14 protein-coding genes are annotated in these 16,739 nt (G+C 75.4%); 3 read left to right on the top strand and 11 right to left on the bottom strand.

Annotated features, from left to right (window positions below; translation table 11 throughout):
- The first annotated feature begins 17 nt into the window (after positions 1-17).
- Together ACI796_RS21200 and ACI796_RS21195 are read left to right on the top strand one after the other, a co-directional pair.
- Complete coding sequence (locus tag ACI796_RS21200; protein ID WP_456943193.1) at positions 18-2,159, top strand: SCO7613 C-terminal domain-containing membrane protein; 2,142 nt, start codon at positions 18-20, stop codon at positions 2,157-2,159.
- A 46-nt stretch (positions 2,160-2,205) separates the two neighbouring features.
- Complete coding sequence (locus tag ACI796_RS21195; protein ID WP_456943192.1) at positions 2,206-4,038, top strand: SCO7613 C-terminal domain-containing membrane protein; 1,833 nt, start codon at positions 2,206-2,208, stop codon at positions 4,036-4,038.
- Positions 4,039-4,139: 101 nt separating this feature from the next.
- Here ACI796_RS21195 and ACI796_RS21190 read toward each other — a convergent pair whose 3' ends face one another.
- The 9 genes from ACI796_RS21190 to ACI796_RS21150 form a co-directional block, all read right to left on the bottom strand.
- A complete protein-coding gene (locus tag ACI796_RS21190; RefSeq protein WP_456943191.1) occupies positions 4,140-4,520 on the bottom strand; it encodes a metal-sulfur cluster assembly factor in 381 nt (126 codons plus the stop codon).
- The gene (gene sufU, locus ACI796_RS21185) at positions 4,517-4,984 is read right to left on the bottom strand and encodes a Fe-S cluster assembly sulfur transfer protein SufU (RefSeq protein ID WP_456943190.1); all 468 of its coding nucleotides are present in this window, start codon (positions 4,982-4,984) and stop codon (positions 4,517-4,519) included. The genes ACI796_RS21190 and sufU overlap by 4 nt, the downstream gene beginning before the upstream one ends.
- The gene (locus ACI796_RS21180; RefSeq protein ID WP_456943189.1) at positions 4,984-6,309 is read right to left on the bottom strand and encodes a cysteine desulfurase; all 1,326 of its coding nucleotides are present in this window, start codon (positions 6,307-6,309) and stop codon (positions 4,984-4,986) included. Before ACI796_RS21180 ends, sufU begins: the two co-directional genes overlap by 1 nt.
- On the bottom strand, positions 6,306-7,079 hold the full coding sequence (gene sufC, locus ACI796_RS21175; RefSeq protein WP_456934998.1) for a Fe-S cluster assembly ATPase SufC: 774 nt from the start codon (positions 7,077-7,079) through the stop codon (positions 6,306-6,308). Before sufC ends, ACI796_RS21180 begins: the two co-directional genes overlap by 4 nt.
- A gap of 15 nt (positions 7,080-7,094) precedes the next feature.
- Positions 7,095-7,448, bottom strand: a complete 354-nt coding sequence (locus tag ACI796_RS21170) for a non-heme iron oxygenase ferredoxin subunit (RefSeq protein WP_456943188.1) — start codon at positions 7,446-7,448, stop codon at positions 7,095-7,097.
- Between the two features lie 3 nt (positions 7,449-7,451).
- Positions 7,452-8,771, bottom strand: coding sequence for a Fe-S cluster assembly protein SufD (sufD, locus tag ACI796_RS21165; protein WP_456943187.1), 1,320 nt, complete (start codon positions 8,769-8,771; stop codon positions 7,452-7,454).
- Positions 8,771-10,213 carry a Fe-S cluster assembly protein SufB gene (gene sufB, locus ACI796_RS21160; protein WP_456929773.1) on the bottom strand — a complete coding sequence of 481 codons (1,443 nt, stop codon included), beginning with the start codon at positions 10,211-10,213 and terminating at the stop codon, positions 8,771-8,773. The genes sufD and sufB overlap by 1 nt, the downstream gene beginning before the upstream one ends.
- Positions 10,210-11,028, bottom strand: a complete 819-nt coding sequence (locus tag ACI796_RS21155; RefSeq protein WP_456943186.1) for a helix-turn-helix transcriptional regulator — start codon at positions 11,026-11,028, stop codon at positions 10,210-10,212. Before ACI796_RS21155 ends, sufB begins: the two co-directional genes overlap by 4 nt.
- Before the next feature lie 106 nt (positions 11,029-11,134).
- Positions 11,135-13,663, bottom strand: coding sequence for an ATP-dependent Clp protease ATP-binding subunit (locus tag ACI796_RS21150; RefSeq protein WP_456943185.1), 2,529 nt, complete (start codon positions 13,661-13,663; stop codon positions 11,135-11,137).
- A 214-nt stretch (positions 13,664-13,877) separates the two neighbouring features.
- Between ACI796_RS21150 and ACI796_RS21145 the strand changes: the two genes are divergently transcribed.
- Positions 13,878-14,822 carry a COX15/CtaA family protein gene (locus tag ACI796_RS21145; protein ID WP_456943184.1) on the top strand — a complete coding sequence of 315 codons (945 nt, stop codon included), beginning with the start codon at positions 13,878-13,880 and terminating at the stop codon, positions 14,820-14,822.
- A gap of 171 nt (positions 14,823-14,993) precedes the next feature.
- Here ACI796_RS21145 and ACI796_RS21140 read toward each other — a convergent pair whose 3' ends face one another.
- A complete protein-coding gene (locus tag ACI796_RS21140; RefSeq protein WP_456943183.1) occupies positions 14,994-15,908 on the bottom strand; it encodes a heme o synthase in 915 nt (304 codons plus the stop codon).
- A gap of 154 nt (positions 15,909-16,062) precedes the next feature.
- A partial coding sequence (locus ACI796_RS21135) for a DNRLRE domain-containing protein (protein ID WP_456943182.1) occupies positions 16,063-16,739 on the bottom strand: 677 nt, incomplete at its 5' end.

The raw sequence follows: 16,739 nt of genomic DNA, 5'->3' as shown, positions 1-16,739 counted from the left end.
CGCGTCACCATCCGCTCGTGACCGATCCCTCCTGGTCCGGGCCCTCCTGGGGTCCGCCCTGCCCCGTCTGCGGCACGCCGGCCGCGCCCGCCCCGGCGCCCTGCGGGACCTGCGGGCTGCCCGCCGTCGCGCAGGCGGCGACCGTGGTGGCCCGGCTGGGGGCGACCATCGACGAGTTCGCCCGCGAGCGGGACGCCCTGGTGGCAACCCTGCGCGCCGCGGCCCCGGGTCCGGCGGCGGCCCCGCCGCCCGTCCCGGCTCCCGCGTGGGCGCCACCGCCCGCACCCGCGGCGCCGCCTCCCCCGGTGGCGCCGCCTCCCCCGGTCGCGCCGCCCGTCCCCCCGCCGCTCCTCGAGCCGCCGTCCCCGCGGCGGCGGCTGAGCCCCCAGCAGGTGCTGCTGGGCCTCGGGGCGCTGCTCGTGGTCGCGGCGGCGATCGCGTTCGTGGCGGTGGCCTGGACCCGGCTGGGCGTGACCTTCCAGGCCGCGGTCATGGCCACGGTCACCGCCGCCGCCTGCGCGACGTCGGCGTGGAGCGCCCGCCGCGGCCTGCGGGCCACCGAGGAGGCCCTGGCCGGTGCCGGGGCCGCGCTGCTGGCCGTCGACCTCGCCGCCGCGCACGCGCTCGGCCTGTGGGGCGCCGACGCCGTGCCGCCCCGGCTGTGGGCCGGGCTGTCCTGTGTCGCGGTGGCGGGGGCGGCCCTCGCCCTCGGCCGCGGCACGCGCAGCACGGTCACCTGGCCGCTGGTCGCCCTGCTCGCCGCCCAGCCGGCCGGCTGGCTGCTGCTCCCCCTCGGGCCGGCCGAGGGCGCCGCCGGTGTCGCGGTGCTGCTCGCCACCGCGCTGGTCGACGTCCTCGCGCTGCTGGCGCTGCGCCCGGCGCTGCACCAGGTCGCGCTCGGCCTGGGCGCGCTGACCGGCGGCGCCGGCGTGCTGCTCGGCGTCCCGCTGGCCTGGGACGGCGGCGCGGTGGACGGCTGGGTCGCCACCGGCGTCCTCGTCGTGGCCGCGGCCGTCGCCGGCGCCCTGCTACGGGAGCCCCGGCTGGCGCCGTTCCTGCCGGAGCCGCGCGCCGCCGCGGCCGGCGCGGCGGCGGTCGCGGCCCTGGCCCTGGCCGGGTCGCTGAGCGGGCTCGGGATCGCCGGGACCGTCGCGGCGGGCGGGCTGGGCCTGGTGCTGCTCACCGCCGCCGCGCCGCCGTCACCGGCCGGGCCGGCGCTGACCGCGCTGCTCGCCGCCGGCGGTGTGCTCACCGCCGCCGGCACCGGCGTCCTGGCCGACGGCGAGCACCCCGCGCCGCTGGCCCTGCTGGTGCTGGCCGCCGGCGTCCCGGCCGGGCTCGCCGCGGTGCTGCGCCCCGGGGTCCGCACCGCGGGGACCGCGACCGCGCTGGCCGCACCGGGCGGCGCCGTCCTCCTCGCCGCCGAGGGCGGCCTGCTGGCCCCCGCGGTCGCCGGCCTGCTGCTCGCCCTCGTCGCCGCCGCCGGGTTCGCCGTCGCGACGGCCCGCGTCGCGCGACCGGAGGAGGCCGCCGCCGCGGGCGCCGGTGCCGTCCTCGCCGTGGCCGCCGGGATCACCGCCGGCAGCGCCGGGGCGTGGGGTCAGGTCGCGGTCGACCTCGCCGTGGCCGGAGCCGCCGCCGGCTGCTACGCCGTCGTCGCCCGGCGCCGCCTCGCCGCCGTCCTCGCCGTGGCCGACCTCGTGCTCGCCGGGTGGATCGCCGCCGCGGGTGCGGAGATCCGCACGCCGGAGGTCTACACGCTGCCGGCCGCGGCGGGGCTGCTGCTGCTCGCGCTCCCGGCGCTGCGCACGGGTGCCCCGTCCTGGGCCGCGGAGGGCGCGGCGGTGGCCGTGGCACTGCTGCCGTCGGCGGTCGCCGCCGTGGCCGATCCGGCGCCGCTGCGGCTGGTGGGGGTGGTCGCCGCGGCGGCCGGGCTGACCGTCGGCGGGACGCTCACCCACCGGCAGGCGCCGTTCGTCGTCGGGGCCGGCGCGCTGCTGGTGGTGGCGCTCGGCCGGCTGGCTCCCTACGCACCGCTGGTGCCGCGCTGGGTCACGCTGGCCACCGCGGGCCTGCTCCTGCTGGTCGTCGGGGCCACCTACGAGCGGCGCCGGCAGCAGGCGCGGGAGGCCGTCGCCTGGGTCGCGCAGATGCACTGACCGCCCCTAGCGTGGGCCCGACGGCCGGGCGCGAGGGGGGACGGCGATGACGGGCGCGCCGCTGCCGCCACTGCCCTACGCGGGCCCGCCGGGTGCGGCCGCCGCCGGCCCCGGCCAGTCCCTCCCCTCGCTGCCCGCCCGGCTGCGGCCGCCGCAGGTGCTCCTCGGCGTCGGCGTGGTCCTGCTGGTGGCCGCGGCGCTGGCAGGGCCGTCGCTGGTCGGCGGGGTCGCCCGGATCGGCGTCCTGCTGCTGGCGCTGGTCGCCGCGTGCGCCGCGGCGTGGGCCGCCCGCGCCCGGCTGCGCAGCACCGAGGAGGCGTGCGCCGCGGCCGCGGCCGCGCTCGCGCTGACCGGCGCCGCGGACGGGGACCGCACCACCGACGGCGGGCCGCTGCCGGCGCTGGGCCTGGCCGTGCTGCTGCTGAGCCTGCGGGTGCTGCTCCCCCGGCCGCTGAGCTGGCCGCTCGGCGCGTGGCTGGCGGTGCAGGTGGCGGCCCTGCGGTCGCTGCCCCTGGTGCCCGCGGGCGTGCCGCGCACCGCGCTGCTGCTCGGCGTCGCGCTGGCCGGGCTCGCGGTCACCCTGACGGCGCAGCGCCCGCTGGCCCGCGCCGCCCTGGTCACCACCGCGCCGTGGTTCGCCGCCGGGGTGGCCGGCGGGCTGGCCACCGCCGCCGGCGGCGCCGGCGGCGCCCGCTGGGTCGCGGCCGACCTGACCGTCGCCGCCGCGGCCGGGCTGCTGCTCGTGCGGCTGGAGCGTGCGGTCGAGCCGCTGCTCGGGCCGCCGCGGCTGGTGCCCGTGCTCGCCGGCCTGGTCGCCGGCGGGGCGGTGGGCGCGGCGCTGTCCACCGACGGGCCGGTCCCGCTGCCGCTCGCGGGCTGGCTCGGCGTGCTGCTCGCGAGCGTCGCCGCGGCCACGCTGACCGGCTGGCGCCGGGGTCTGCTGCTGCCCGCCGCGACCGCCGCGGGGCTCGTCCTGGTGGTCCTGGCGGTGGCGCAGCTGGTCGCGGCCGCACGCTGGCCGGCGCTGGTCGCGCTGCTGGTGCTGACCGCGCTGCCCGCGGCCGGTGTCGCGGCGGCCCGGCGGGACGAGCGCGCCCGGGCGCTCCCCGCGGCCGTCGGCTGCCTCGCGGCCGCGGCGCTGCTCGCGGTGCCGGCGGAGCTGCTCTCCCCCGGTGCGGCCGCCGCGGCGCTCACCGGCCTGTTCGCCGTCACGCTGGCCGCCCGGCCCGGACCGGCCGCCGACGTCCGCGGACCCACCGGCGCGGCCGGTGCCGTCTGCGCGGGCGCCGCGCTCGTCGTGCTCGCGGTCGCCGCCGCGTGGGGTCTGCTGGCGCTGCACCTGGCCGTGCAGGGCGTGCTCACCTGCGCCTGGGCGGCGGGCGCGGCTCGCGGGCCCGAGGCCGGGGCGGCCTGGCGCACCGGCGCGGTCGAGCTGGGCGCGGCCGGGTGGACGCTGGCCGCGCTGACCGGCACGGCGGTGGTCGAGGCCTGGAGCCTGCCGGCCGCCGCGGCGCTGCTGGTGGCGGCGGGGCCGCGCCTGCTCGACGGCCCGTCCTGGCCGGCGTGGGGTCCGGGCCTGGTGGTCGCGGCGGCGCCGTCGACGGTGGCCGCGGTGGTGGAGCCCGGCGCGCTGCGCCCGCTGCTGGTGCTGCTGGCCGCCGCCGCGGTCCTGGCGCTCGGCGCGCGCACCGCGGTGCGGGCGCCGCTGGTCCTCGGGGCGGCGACGGCGGTCGCGCTCGGGGCCGGGCTGGCGGTCGAGGCCCTGCCGCTGCCGCTGGCCGGGGTCCTCGTCGCGGGCGCCGGCCTGCTGGCACTCGGCGCCCGCCGGGAGCTGCGGCCGGTCGCGGGCTTCGGCGCCCGGCTGTCCGAGATGCGCTGAGGCCCGGGAGTCGAGGCACCCCGGGACGACGACTGCCCGCGCCCCGGAGGGCACGGGCAGTCGTCAGGTGCGGGAACGGCCTCCCGTCGGGAGGCCGGGGTTCAGACCCGGAAGCCGAGGGCGCGCAGCTGCTCGCGCCCGTCGTCGGTGATCTTGTCGGGGCCCCACGGCGGCATCCAGACCCAGTTGATCCGGACGTCGTCGACGAGGCCGGGGCCGGGGCCGCCGGTCAGCGCGGCGCGCGCCTGGTCCTCGATGACGTCGGTCAGCGGGCAGGCCGCCGAGGTGAGCGTCATGTCCAGGACGGCGACCTGCGAGTTCCCGTCCTCGGCGACGTCGATGCCGTAGACCAGGCCCAGGTCGACGACGTTGACGCCCAACTCGGGGTCGACGACGTCGCGCATGGCCTCCTCGACGTCCTCGAGCAGCGCCGACTTGTAGGCCGGCAGCTCGGGGGTGTCGTTCTCGGTGGTCTCGCTCATGCCTGTCCTCCAGTGGGGGTGGCGGCCAGCGCGCGGGCGGAGGCGTCCTTGAGGGCCATCCAGCTCATCAGCGCGCACTTGATGCGGGCGGGGTACTTCGACACCCCCGCGAAGGCGACGGCGTCCTCCAGCTCGTCCTCGAGCTGCTCGGCCACGGCCGTGTCGCCCTTGGACTGCATGAGCGTCATGAACGAGTCGCCGGTGGCCAGCGCGTCGGTGACCGGGCGGCCGACGACGAGGTCGTACATCGCCGAGACCGACGCCTGGCTGATCGAGCAGCCCATGCCCTCGTAGGACACGTCGGCGATCGTCTCGCCGTCCAGGTGCACCCGCAGGGTCACCTCGTCCCCGCAGGTCGGGTTGACGTGGTGCACCTCGGCGTCGAACGGGTCGCGCAGTCCGCGGCCGTGGGGGTTGCGGTAGTGGTCCAGGATGATGTCCTGGTACATCGACTCGAGCTGCATCAGGCGGTTGCCTCCTCCGGCGTCACACCGAAGAAACGCTGCGCGGCCCGCACGCCTTCCACGAGCGCGTCGACGTCGTCGTACCCGGTGTGCACGTAGAAGGTGGCCCGGGTGGTGGCCGGGACGCCGTAGCGCCGGACCACCGGCCACGCGCAGTGGTGCCCCACCCGGACGGCGATGCCGAGGTCGTCGAGGACCTGGCCGACGTCGTGCGGGTGGATGCCCTCGACGGTGAAGGAGACCGCGCCGCCGCGGGCGACGGTGTCCGGCGGGCCGATCACGGTGACGCCCGGGATCGCCTGTAGCTGCTCGAGCGCGTAGGCGGTCAGCGCCTCCTCGTGCGCCTGCACGTTCTCCATGCCGAGCGCCTGCAGGTAGTCGACGGCGGCGCCGAGGCCGATGGCCTGCGCGGTCATCGGGACGCCGGCCTCGAACCGCTGCGGCGGCGGCATGAAGGTGCTGCCCTCCATCCGCACGACCTCGATCATCGAGCCGCCGGTGAGGAACGGCGGCAGCGCGTCGAGGACGTCGTAGCGGCCCCAGAGCACGCCGATGCCGGTGGGCCCGAGCATCTTGTGGCCGGAGAACACCAGGAAGTCCGCGCCGAGCGCCGCGACGTCGACCGGCTGGTGCGGCACCGACTGCGCGCCGTCGACCAGCACCAGCGCGCCGACCTCCCGCGCCCGCGCCGTGATCGGCCCGAGCGGGTTGATCGTGCCGAGGATGTTCGACTGCTGGGTGACCGCGACGAGCTTGGTCCGCTCGTTGACGACCGTGTCCAGGTCGGAGAGGTCCAGCCGGCCGTCGTCGGTGAGCCCGAGCCAGCGCAGGGTCGCGCCGGTGCGCTCGCACAGCTGCTGCCAGGGCACCAGGTTGGCGTGGTGCTCCATCTCGGTCACGACGATCTCGTCGCCCTGGCCGACGGCGTACCGGCGGTGCGCCGGGTCCTTGGCGGTGACCGCGTTGGACAGCGAGTACGCCACGAGGTTGATCGCCTCGGTGGAGTTGCGGGTGAAGACGACCTCCTCGGCGGAGGCGCCGATGAAGGCCGCGATCCGCGCCCGCGCCGACTCGTACGCGCCGGTGGCCTCCTCGGCCAGCTGGTGCGCGCCGCGGTGCGGGGCGGCGTTGATCCGCTCGTAGAAGTCGCGCTCGGCGTCGAGGACGCTGCGCGGCTTCTGCGAGGTGGCGCCGGAGTCGAGGTAGACCAGCCGCTTCCCGTCGCGCACGGTGCGCGACAGGATCGGGAAGTCCGCCCGGATCGCCTCGACGTCCAGGGGCAGCGGGGCACGCGTCCCCGTGGGACGCGAGGCGGTCGCGGTCATGCCTTCGCGGTCTCCTTCGAGCCCTTGACGTAGGCGGCGTAGCCCTCCGCCTCGAGCTTGTCGGCCAGCTCCTGGCCGCCCTCGTCGACGACGCGGCCGGCGACGAACACGTGCACGAAGTCCGGCTTGATGTAGCGCAGGATCCGCGTGTAGTGGGTGATCAGCAGGACGCCGACCTCCCCCTCCTCGCGGGTGCGGTTGACGCCCTCGGAGACGACGCGCAGCGCGTCGACGTCGAGGCCGGAGTCGGTCTCGTCGAGGATCGCCATCTTCGGCTTGAGCAGCCGCATCTGCAGGATCTCGTGGCGCTTCTTCTCACCGCCGGAGAAGCCCTCGTTGACGTTGCGCTCGGCGAACGCCGGGTCCATCTCCAGCGCCGACATCTCGTCGCGGACGTCCTTGACCCAGGTGCGCAGCTTCGGGGCCTCGCCCTTGACCGCGGTGGCGGCGGTGCGCAGGAAGTTCGACACCGAGACGCCGGGGACCTCGACCGGGTACTGCATGGCGAGGAACAGGCCGGCGCGGGCGCGCTCGTCGACGCTCATCGCGAGGACGTCCTCGCCGTCGAGGGTCACCGTGCCGCCGGTGATCGTGTACTTCGGGTGCCCGGCGATCGAGTACGCCAGAGTCGACTTGCCCGAGCCGTTGGGGCCCATGATCGCGTGGGTCTCGCCCGACCGGACGGTCAGGTCGACGCCGCGGAGGATCTCCTTGGTCTCGTCGCCCTCGCCGACCGTGACGTGCAGGTCGCGGATCTCCAGAACCGACACTTCTTCTCTCGCTCCTCAGTTGCCGGCCGCGAGCGGGAGGCGCCCGTCGGACTCGGTGTCGACGTAGACGTCATCCCCCTCCACGCGGACCGGGTAGACGTCGACCGGCTCGGTGGCCGGCAGGTTGGTGGGCTCGCCGGTGCGCAGGTCGAAGCACGACCCGTGCAGCCAGCACTCGATGGTGGGGGCGCCGTCGAACTCCTCGACGTCGCCCTCCGACAGCGGGACCTCGGCGTGCGAGCACACGTCCTGCACCGCGTAGACGTCGCCGTCGTACCGGACGACGGCGACGTCGACGTCGGCGAGCTCCACCCGCAGCGCCCCGTTCTCGGGGACGTCGGAGAGCCCGCAGACCCGCGCGAAGGCCATGGGTCAGGCCACCTCGACCGGCTGCTCGTCGAGGCCGGGCAGGGCGCCCAGGCGCGTCTCGATGGAGCGCATCAGGCGGTCCTGCAGCTCGTCGACCCCGATGTGCTGGACGACGTCGGCGAAGAAGCCGCGCACGACCAGGCGGCGGGCGGTCTCGGCGTCGATGCCGCGCGAGCAGAGGTAGAACAGCTGCTCGTCGTCGAACCGGCCGGTGGCGCTGGCGTGGCCGGCGCCGACGATCTCGCCGGTCTCGATCTCCAGGTTGGGCACCGAGTCGGCGCGGGCGCCGTCGGTGAGCACCAGGTTGCGGTTGAGCTCGTAGGTGTCGGTGCCGGTGGCCTCCGGGCGGATGCGGACGTCGCCGATCCACACCGTGCGCGCGCCGTCGCCCTGCAGCGCGCCCTTGTAGAGCACGTTGCTGCTGCAGTTGGGCACCGCGTGGTCCACCCAGAGCCGGTGCTCCTGGTGCTGGGTCTCGTCGGAGAAGTAGACGCCGAAGAGCTCCGCCCGCCCGCCGGGGCCGGCGTACTGGACGTTGCTGACCAGCCGGACCAGGTCGCCGCCGAGGGTGACCACGACCTGCTTGAAGGAGGCGTCCCGGCCGACGACGGCGTCGTACTGCCCGCCGTGCACCGCGCCGGGCGCCCAGTCCTGCACCGAGACGAGGGTGACGTCGGCGCTGTCGCCGACGAGCACCGCGACACCGCCGGCATACCGGGCCGGGCCGGTGTGGTCGAGCACGACGGTCGCCTTCGAGAAGGCGCCGACCTCGATCACCAGCTGACCCCAGACGACGTCGTCACCGCCGGTGCCGGCCAGGCCGAGGGTCACCGGCCGGTCGAGCCGCGCCTCGGACGGCACGCGGACCACCGCGGCGCCGCCGCTGCGCTGCCGGGCGAGGGCCGCCAGCCGGTCGCCGGGCTCGGGCAGGCCCTTGAGCAGCGGGTCGTCGGCGTCCACGCGGGTCAGCTCGACGCCCTCGGGCAGGTCGGTGTCCCACTCCAGGTGCGCGTCCGAAGGGGCGCCGTCGAGCAGCGGGCGGATCCGGCGCATCGGGGTGAAGCGCCAGGTCTCCTCGCGGCCCGTGACCGTGCCGAAGGCGTCCGGGTCGGTCGAGGTGAACCGCTCGGCCGGGGAGCCGGTCGGCGTCGTCCCGCCGTGCGAGTGGGCGCCGGGCGCGGCCTGGCCGGCCGTGCCGGTGCCCGCCGCCGGGACGGCGGGCGGGCCGGCCTGGGTGCCGACGCCGTCGCCGAACAGCTCGCCGGCGAGGGTCGCGGACTCGGTGGTGAGGCCGGTGGTGCTGGGGGTGTTCTGGTCCGGCATCAGCCGACGGCACCTTCCATCTGCAGCTCGATGAGCCGGTTGAGCTCGAGGGCGTACTCCATGGGCAGCTCGCGGGCGATCGGCTCGACGAACCCGCGGACCACCATCGCCATGGCCTCGTCCTCGGACAGGCCGCGGCTCATCAGGTAGAAGAGCTGGTCCTCGCTGACCCGGGAGACGGTCGCCTCGTGGCCCATGGCGACGTCGTCCTCGCGGACGTCGACGTAGGGGTAGGTGTCCGACCGGCTGATCGTGTCGACCAGCAGGGCGTCGCACTTGACCGTCGACTTCGAGCCGGACGCGCCCTCGTCGATCTGCACCAGGCCGCGGTAGGACGTGCGGCCACCGCCGCGGGCCACCGACTTCGACACGATGGTCGAGGAGGTGTTGGGGGCGGCGTGCACCATCTTGGCGCCGGCGTCCTGGTGCTGGCCCTCGCCCGCGAAGGCGATGGACAGGACCTCGCCCTTGGCGTGCTCGCCGGTCATCCAGACGGCCGGGTACTTCATGGTGACCTTGGAGCCGAGGTTGCCGTCGATCCACTCCATGGTCGCGCCCTCGTGGGCGATCGCCCGCTTGGTGACCAGGTTGTAGACGTTGTTCGACCAGTTCTGGATGGTCGTGTACCGGCAGCGCGCGTTCTTCTTGACGATGATCTCGACGACCGCGGAGTGCAGCGAGTCCGACTTGTAGATCGGCGCGGTGCAGCCCTCGACGTAGTGCACGTAGGCGCCCTCGTCGACGATGATCAGCGTCCGCTCGAACTGGCCCATGTTCTCGGTGTTGATCCGGAAGTAGGCCTGCAGCGGGATCTCGACGTGCACGCCCTTCGGCACGTAGATGAACGAGCCGCCCGACCACACCGCGGTGTTCAGCGCGGCGAACTTGTTGTCGCCGGACGGGATGACCGAGCCGAAGTACTCGCGGAACAGGTCCGGGTGCTCCTTGAGGGCGGTGTCGGTGTCGAGGAAGACGACGCCCTGCTCCTCGAGGTCCTCGCGGATCTTGTGGTAGACGACCTCGGACTCGTACTGGGCCGCGACACCGGCGATCAGCCGCTGCTTCTCCGCCTCGGGGATGCCCAGCTTGTCGTAGGTGTTCTTGATGTCCTCGGGCAGCTCGTCCCACGAGGCCGCCTGGGCCTCGGTCGAGCGCACGAAGTACTTGATGTTCTGGAAGTCGATGCCGGAGAGGTCCGACCCCCAGTCGGGCATCGGCTTGCGCTCGAAGAGCTTGAGCGCCTTGAGGCGGCGCTCGAGCATCCACTCGGGCTCGCCCTTGCGCGCCGAGATGTCCCGGACGACGTCCTCGTCGAGGCCGCGGCGGGCGGAGGCCCCGGCGACGTCGGCGTCGGCCCAGCCGTACTGGTAGCGGCCGAGCTGCTCGATCTGCTCGTCCTGCGTCAGCGGCGTGCCGCTCACCGGCTGCTGGGTGCTGGTCATGCGGGCGTCCTCTCCCGGTCGCTCGTGGGGGTGCTGGTGGACGGTGCGGGGCCGGGTCGTGGTGGGACGACCCGCGCCGCTCGCTCACCGGGTACAGGGCGTGCGGGGGTCGTTGTGTTCCCCGCACCGGTGTGAGCCCGGGCGCGTGACGGCCCGGGGATGTGGGTGGTGCAGACGCCGTCGCCGTGGGCGATCGTGGCCAGCCGCTGGACGTGGGTGCCCACCAGCCGGCCGATGACCGCCGTCTCGACCTCGCACAGCTGCGGGAACTCCGCCGCCACGTGCGCGACCGGGCAGTGGTGCTGGCACAGCTGCCCGCCACTGGAGATCGCCGAGGCCGTGGCAGCGTAGCCCTCGGCCGTCAGCGCCTCGGCCAGCGCCCGGGCCCGCTCGACCGGCGCACCGTCCGCGCGGGCGACGGCGTCGGAGGCCCGCTGCTCGAGGCCGGCCAGCTGCGCCTCGGCGACGGCGCGGACGGCGTCGGGACCGCCCGAGGCCGCGACGTACCGCAGCGCGGTCAGCGCCAGGTCGTCGTAGGCGTGGGCGAACCCGGACCGGCCGGCGTCGGTGAGGTGGAAGTGCCGGGCGGGCCGGCCCCTCCCCCGGTGCGCGCCCGCGGCTGCGCGCTCCTCGACCCGTCCCTGGGCGGCCAGGGCGTCGAGGTGGCGCCGGACGGCGGCGGGGCTGACGCCCAGCCGGCCGGCCAGCTCGCTGGCGGTCTGCGGTCCGTGCTCGAGCAGCAGCGCGGTCACGCGGTCACGGGTGCGGACGTCGTCGGCCCGCACCGCCCCCGCCTGCGTCGCGCTGCTTTCCACAACACGATTGTGACCTATTTCGGGAGGCCTGCAAGCAAGGTCCCCCTAAGTCACCCGGTCCCCGACCGTGCAGGTCAGGGGCCGGGTGGCGCAGGTCACGACGGGCTCACGCCCGGGCGGCCGCCGCCGGCTCGGGGTCCTCGACGCGCAGGTCGAGGGCGCCGTCCCGGACGTCGGCGACGACGTGCCGGCCGGCCCCGACGCGGCCGTCGAGCAGCAGCCGGGCCAGCGGGTTGTCGACCTCCCGCTGGATCGCCCGGCGCAGCGGGCGCGCGCCGAACTGCGGCTCGAAGCCCCGCTCGGCGATCCAGGCGACCGCGTCGTCGGTGAAGGTCACCTCGATGCCCTGCGCCGACAGCCGCCGGCGCGTCTCGTCGAGCAGCAGCCGGGTGATCTGCTGCAGCTGCTCGCTCTCCAGCTGCTGGAACACCACGATCTCGTCGATCCGGTTGAGGAACTCCGGCCGGAACGACTCGCGCAGCCGCCGCATCAGCCGGTCCCGCAGGCCGGCGTCGGCCGCGGCGCCGTCACCGGTGCCGAAGCCGAGCGGGGTGTTGCGCCCCTGGATCAGCTCCGACCCCAGGTTGCTGGTCATGATCAGCACGGTGTTCGTGAAGTCGACCGTGCGGCCCTGCGAGTCGGTGAGCCGGCCGTCGTCGAGCACCTGCAGCAGCGTGTTGAAGACGTCGGGGTGCGCCTTCTCGATCTCGTCGAGCAGCACGACCGAGTAGGGCCGGCGGCGGACCGCCTCGGTCAGCTGGCCGGCGTCCTCGTAGCCGACGTAGCCGGGCGGGGAGCCGACCAGGCGGCTGACGGTGTGCCGCTCCTGGAACTCGCTCATGTCCAGCCGGACCATCCGGTCGGAGTCGCCGAACATCGCCTCGGCCAGGGCGCGGGCCAGCTCGGTCTTGCCGACGCCGGTCGGGCCGAGGAACAGGAAGCTGCCGATCGGCCGGTCCGGGTCGCCCAGGCCCACGCGGGACCGGCGGACGGCCTCGGACACCACGCGGACGGCGTCGTCCTGGCCGACCACCCGCTCGTGCAGGCGCTCCTCGAGCTGCAGCAGCCGCTGCATCTCCTCCTGGGTGAGCTGGCTGACCGGGATGCCGGTGGCCCGGGACACCACCTCGGCGACGTCCTCGACGCCGACCTCGGGCACCCCGGCCGAGCCGCCGCCGGTGCGGGCCTCCTCCAGGCGGCGCTGTGCCGTGGCGACCTCGTCGCGCAGCTCGGAGGCGCGCTCGTACTGCTCGGCGGCCACCGCCTGGTCCTTCTCCCGCAGCAACTGCTCGAGCTCCTGCTCGAGGCCGCGCAGGTCCGTCGGCGGGGTCTTCACCCGGCGGCGGACGCGGGCACCGGCCTGGTCGATGAGGTCGATGGCCTTGTCCGGCAGGTGCCGGTCGGTCACGTAGCGGTCGGACAGCTCGACGGCGGCGCGGACGGCGTCGTCGGTGAAGCGCACCTGGTGGTGTGCCTCGTAGCGGTCGCGCAGGCCGCAGAGGATCTGCACGGTGTCCTCGACGCTCGGCTCGGTCACCAGGATCGGCTGGAACCGGCGCTCCAGGGCCGCGTCCTTCTCGATGTTGCGGCGGTACTCGTCGAGCGTCGTGGCGCCGATGACGTGCAGCTCGCCGCGGGCCAGGGCGGGCTTGAGCATGTTGCCCGCGCCGCCGGAGCCCTCCGAGGTGCCCGCGCCGACGACGGTGTGCAGCTCGTCGATGAAGGCGATGACCTCGTCGGAGTGCTCGCGGATCTCGTCGATGATCTTCTTCAGCCGCTCCTCGAAGTCACCGCGGTACCGGGTGCCGGCCACCAGGCCGGTGAGGTCGAGCTCGACCAGGCGCTTGCCGCGCAGCGTCTCCGGGACGTCGCCCTCGACGATCTGGGCGGCGATGCCCTCGACGATCGCGGTCTTGCCGACGCCGGCCTCACCGATGAGCACGGGGTTGTTCTTGCGCCGCCGGGACAGCACCTCGACGGTCTGCTCGATCTCGGACTCGCGGCCGATCACCGGGTCGATCTGGCCGTTGCGGGCCATCTCGGTCAGGTCGCGGCCGAACTCGTCCAGCGTCGGGGTGCTCGAGGCCGGCCGGCCGGGGCGGCCGCCGCCGGGAGTGCCGCCGCCGGTGGCGGCCTGCTGCAGCGCCTCGGGGGTGACCCCGTGCTCGCGCAGCACCCGCCCGCCCGGGGACTCGGCGTCCACGGCGAGGGCGAACAGCAGGTGCTCGGGGCCGATGTAGGTGGAGCCCAGGGCCCGCGACACCTGGTGGGCGTCGAGCAGGACCCGCTTGGCGGCCGGGGTCAGGGCCGCCCGCTCGGCCTGCGGCGTCCCCTGCGGCATCTGCGCCTCGAGCTCGGTGCGCAGCCGGTCGGGGTCGGTGCCCGTGCGGGACAGGAAGGCGCGGGCGGTCTCGTCGCCGGTCATCGCCCACAGCAGGTGCTCGGTGTCGAGGTCGGCGCTGCCGGTCGCCAGGGCCTGCGCGGCCGCGGCGTTGACCAGCTCGCGGGCCTGCTGGCTGAGGAACTGCATCGGGCTCACCCGCTGCCGCGGCGTGCGCTGCTCGCCGCCGAGGTACCGGGCGAAGAAGTCGTCGAACGGGCTCCCGTAGGGGCCAGGGAAGAACGGGCTGGTCATACCTCACGTCCAAGGGGGGAAGTCGGGGCGTCGGCGGGGCTCGCTCGGATGGCTCCCGGGTGGGGCTCCCGTACCCGGGAGGGCGCACCGACACCAGGTCGGCGCGTCGGCCGCCTGCGCCTCCTACAGCGCGACGGGACGCCCCGTCCTTCCCCGTCCGTGATCGCCCTGGGCGAACCCGGGAGAGGTGGCCGGCCGCGACTAGCATCGGGCCGTGCCGGTCCTGCCCACCGCCTTCTCCCCCGCCGTCATCACGCGCCTGGCGCTGGCCAACGTGGTCGCCAACGGCGCCATCGTGGTCACCGGCGGCGTGGTCCGGCTGACCGGCTCGGGCCTGGGCTGCCCCACCTGGCCGCGGTGCACCGACGACAGCTTCGTGACGACGCCGGAGATGGCCGGCCACGGCCTCATCGAGTTCGGCAACCGGCTGCTCACCTTCGTGCTCACCGCGGTGGCGGTCGCGGTGCTGGTGGCGGTCTGGCGTTCCCCGCGCCGGGACCTGCGCCCGCTGGCGGTGCTGACCTTCCTCGGCATCCCGGTCCAGGCGGCGATCGGCGGCGTCACGGTGCTCACCGGCCTCAACCCGTGGACCGTCGCCGTCCACTTCCTCGTCTCCACGCTGCTGGTCGCCGTCTCCACGGTGCTGTGGCTGCGGTCCCGGGAGCCGGGCGTCGGGCAGCCGGTGGTCCGCCGCCCGATCGCGCTGCTGGCCGGCGGGATCGCCGCGGTCACCGCGGTGGTGCTCGCGCTGGGCACGGTCGTCACCGGCAGCGGCCCGCACAGCGGCGACCTCGACGACGCCGGCGTCCCCACCGGCGACCGCATGGGCTTCGACCCCGAGACGGTCAGCCGGCTGCACGCCGACGCGGTGTTCCTGCTCGTCGGCCTGACGATCGCGCTGCTGGTGGCGCTGTACGCCACCGACGCCCCCGGCCGCGTCCGCCGGGCCGCGCGCGACGTGCTCGTCGTCCAGCTGCTGCAGGGCGTCGTCGGGTTCGTCCAGTACTTCACGCACCTGCCGGTCGTGCTGGTGCTGCTGCACATGCTCGGCGCGGTGCTGGTGACCGCGTACACCGCGCGGCTGGTGTGGTCGGTCCGCGGCCCGGCGACCGGGCAGCCCCTCGACGCCCCCGCCGCCCGGGTCCCCGCCGCCCGCTGACCCACCGGGGCCCCGCGCCCACGGCGACATGCGCCGGAGGATCGTCACCGCACCCCGGATGACGACCGCCACGCGCATCTCGGCGCCCGTTGTCGCGCGCGGGCGCACGGCCCCACGACGGTGCGAGCCCGGCCCCCGGGCGGGTCCGGGCTCGCGGCGGAGCGGGGCGGGTCAGACGAGGACGTCGATGGCGATCGCGATGGACAGCAGCGTCATGTGCGTGATCGACACCGAGAACAGCTTCATCGGCCGGTCGGGCACGGCGGTGCGGATGCGGTCGAGCCACTGGTGGGTCTCGGCGACGTACCAGGCGCCGAGCAGCCCGCCGCCGATGGCGAAGGCCCAGTTCAGCACCGGGGTGATCGACCCCATGAGCAGGGTGGCGCCGAGGGTCGCCCACGCCCACGCGACCGACTGCCGGCCGACGCTCTCCGGGCCGGCGACGACGGTGAGCATGGGGACGTTCGCGCGGGCGTAGTCGTCGCGGTAGCGGCTGGCCAGCGCCCAGAAGTGCGGCATCTGCCAGCAGAAGACGACGGCGAAGAAGGCGAGCGCCGGCCAGTCGAGCGAGCCGGTCACCGCCGCCCACCCGATGAGCACCGGCGCCGCCCCCGGGAACGCCCCGAAGACCGTGTTGTGCCGGGTCCGGCGCTTGAGCACCATCGTGTAGACGACGGAGTAGGCCAGGATCGCGACCGCGGCCAGCGCGGTGGCCAGCGGCGTGGTCTCGAGCCACAGGATCGCCAGCGACGCCGCGGCGAGGGTCGCACCGAAGACCAGCGCCGCCCGCGGGGACACCACGCCGGAGGGGATCGGCCGGTTGCGCGTGCGGGACATCAGCCGGTCGATGTCGCGGTCGTACCAGCAGTTGAACACGTTGGCCGCGCCGGCGGCGAACATCCCGCCGACCATCGTGGCGGCCACCAGCCGCCAGGACGGCCACCCGTCGGCCGCCATCATCATCGCGGGCAGCGTCGTCACGAGCAGCAGCTCGACGAGCTTCGGCTTGGTCAGCGCGACGTAGGCCCCGACCACGCCCGACAGCCGGCGGGCCGGGACGGCGGGCCGCTGGGTGAGCGCCGTCACCGGGCGACCTCTGCCGCGCGCACGCACGGACGGCAGGGAGCCACCGGGCACGAAGACAGCACGATGGTCCCTTCGAACCGGGGATGGAACGGGCCCACTGTAGCCCGCCGGCTCCTCACGGCACGGCGCGACAGCTGGCCAGCTCCCTGACCGGTCAGGAGGCGATGACGAGCGTCAGCGTGGGCCGCTGGTAGGTCGACGGGGCCTCCCGCGAAGCGAACTGCAACCCGTCGTCGACCTCGGCGGACACCTCGAGGGAGAGTTGACCGGTCCAGTCGGCGACGTCGAGGGGGACGGTGACCAGACCGGGCTCCATCGCGCTGAGGTCCGCGTGTGGAGAAGTCGCGGTGCGCGCCGGCCGTCGTTTCCAGGACAGCGTCGCCTCACTCCACGTCGTCGCCGTGGACCAGACCACGGGGCCGTCGACGGTGCCGTCGACGACATGCACCGTCAGGTCCGCCGAGACGACGACCTCACCGGTGGTCAGGGCCGGCAGGTCGAACCGCAGGTAGGAGGTGGCCCGGGACGACGGCCCGCTCACACGGCTGTCCACCTCGAGAGTCGTCGCTGCCCCCGCCACTCGCCCGGCGGATGCCTGCCACGCCGTGACGTCCGCGGTCGGGGTCACACTGACGACCCTGAGCGAGCGCCGGAGGGCGGTGAGGTGGTCGTTGGCGGCGCGGAGGGCCGCCAGTGCCGGTTTCGGTGTCCCGTCCAGGCGGGTCAGCCCGAAGTTGTTCTCGTAGGCGTTCCAGTCATCCCGGTCCCGGACGGTGAACACGAACGCGTGGGTCACGTACCGGTACTGCTGCTGCACCAGGTCGATCGCCC

It is taken from the genome of Geodermatophilus sp. SYSU D00525 (genome assembly GCF_054050475.1).
Note: the sequence above shows the minus strand (reverse complement) of the source record. Positions and strands in the feature narration are given on the sequence as shown.

What these genes read in the sequence shown, in the direction of transcription:
- ACI796_RS21190 (WP_456943191.1), bottom strand. Translation starts at nt 4,520, where the DNA reads ATGAGCGAGACCACCGAGAACGACACCCCCGAGCTGCCGGCCTACAAG.
- ACI796_RS21150 (WP_456943185.1), bottom strand. Translation starts at nt 13,663, where the DNA reads ATGACCAGCCCGTTCTTCCCTGGCCCCTACGGGAGCCCGTTCGACGAC.
- ACI796_RS21170 (WP_456943188.1), bottom strand. Translation starts at nt 7,448, where the DNA reads ATGGCCTTCGCGCGGGTCTGCGGGCTCTCCGACGTCCCCGAGAACGGG.
- sufU (WP_456943190.1), bottom strand. Translation starts at nt 4,984, where the DNA reads ATGCAGCTCGAGTCGATGTACCAGGACATCATCCTGGACCACTACCGC.
- ACI796_RS21180 (WP_456943189.1), bottom strand. Translation starts at nt 6,309, where the DNA reads ATGACCGCGACCGCCTCGCGTCCCACGGGGACGCGTGCCCCGCTGCCC.
- ACI796_RS21195 (WP_456943192.1), top strand. Translation starts at nt 2,206, where the DNA reads ATGACGGGCGCGCCGCTGCCGCCACTGCCCTACGCGGGCCCGCCGGGT.
- sufB (WP_456929773.1), bottom strand. Translation starts at nt 10,213, where the DNA reads ATGACCAGCACCCAGCAGCCGGTGAGCGGCACGCCGCTGACGCAGGAC.
- sufD (WP_456943187.1), bottom strand. Translation starts at nt 8,771, where the DNA reads ATGCCGGACCAGAACACCCCCAGCACCACCGGCCTCACCACCGAGTCC.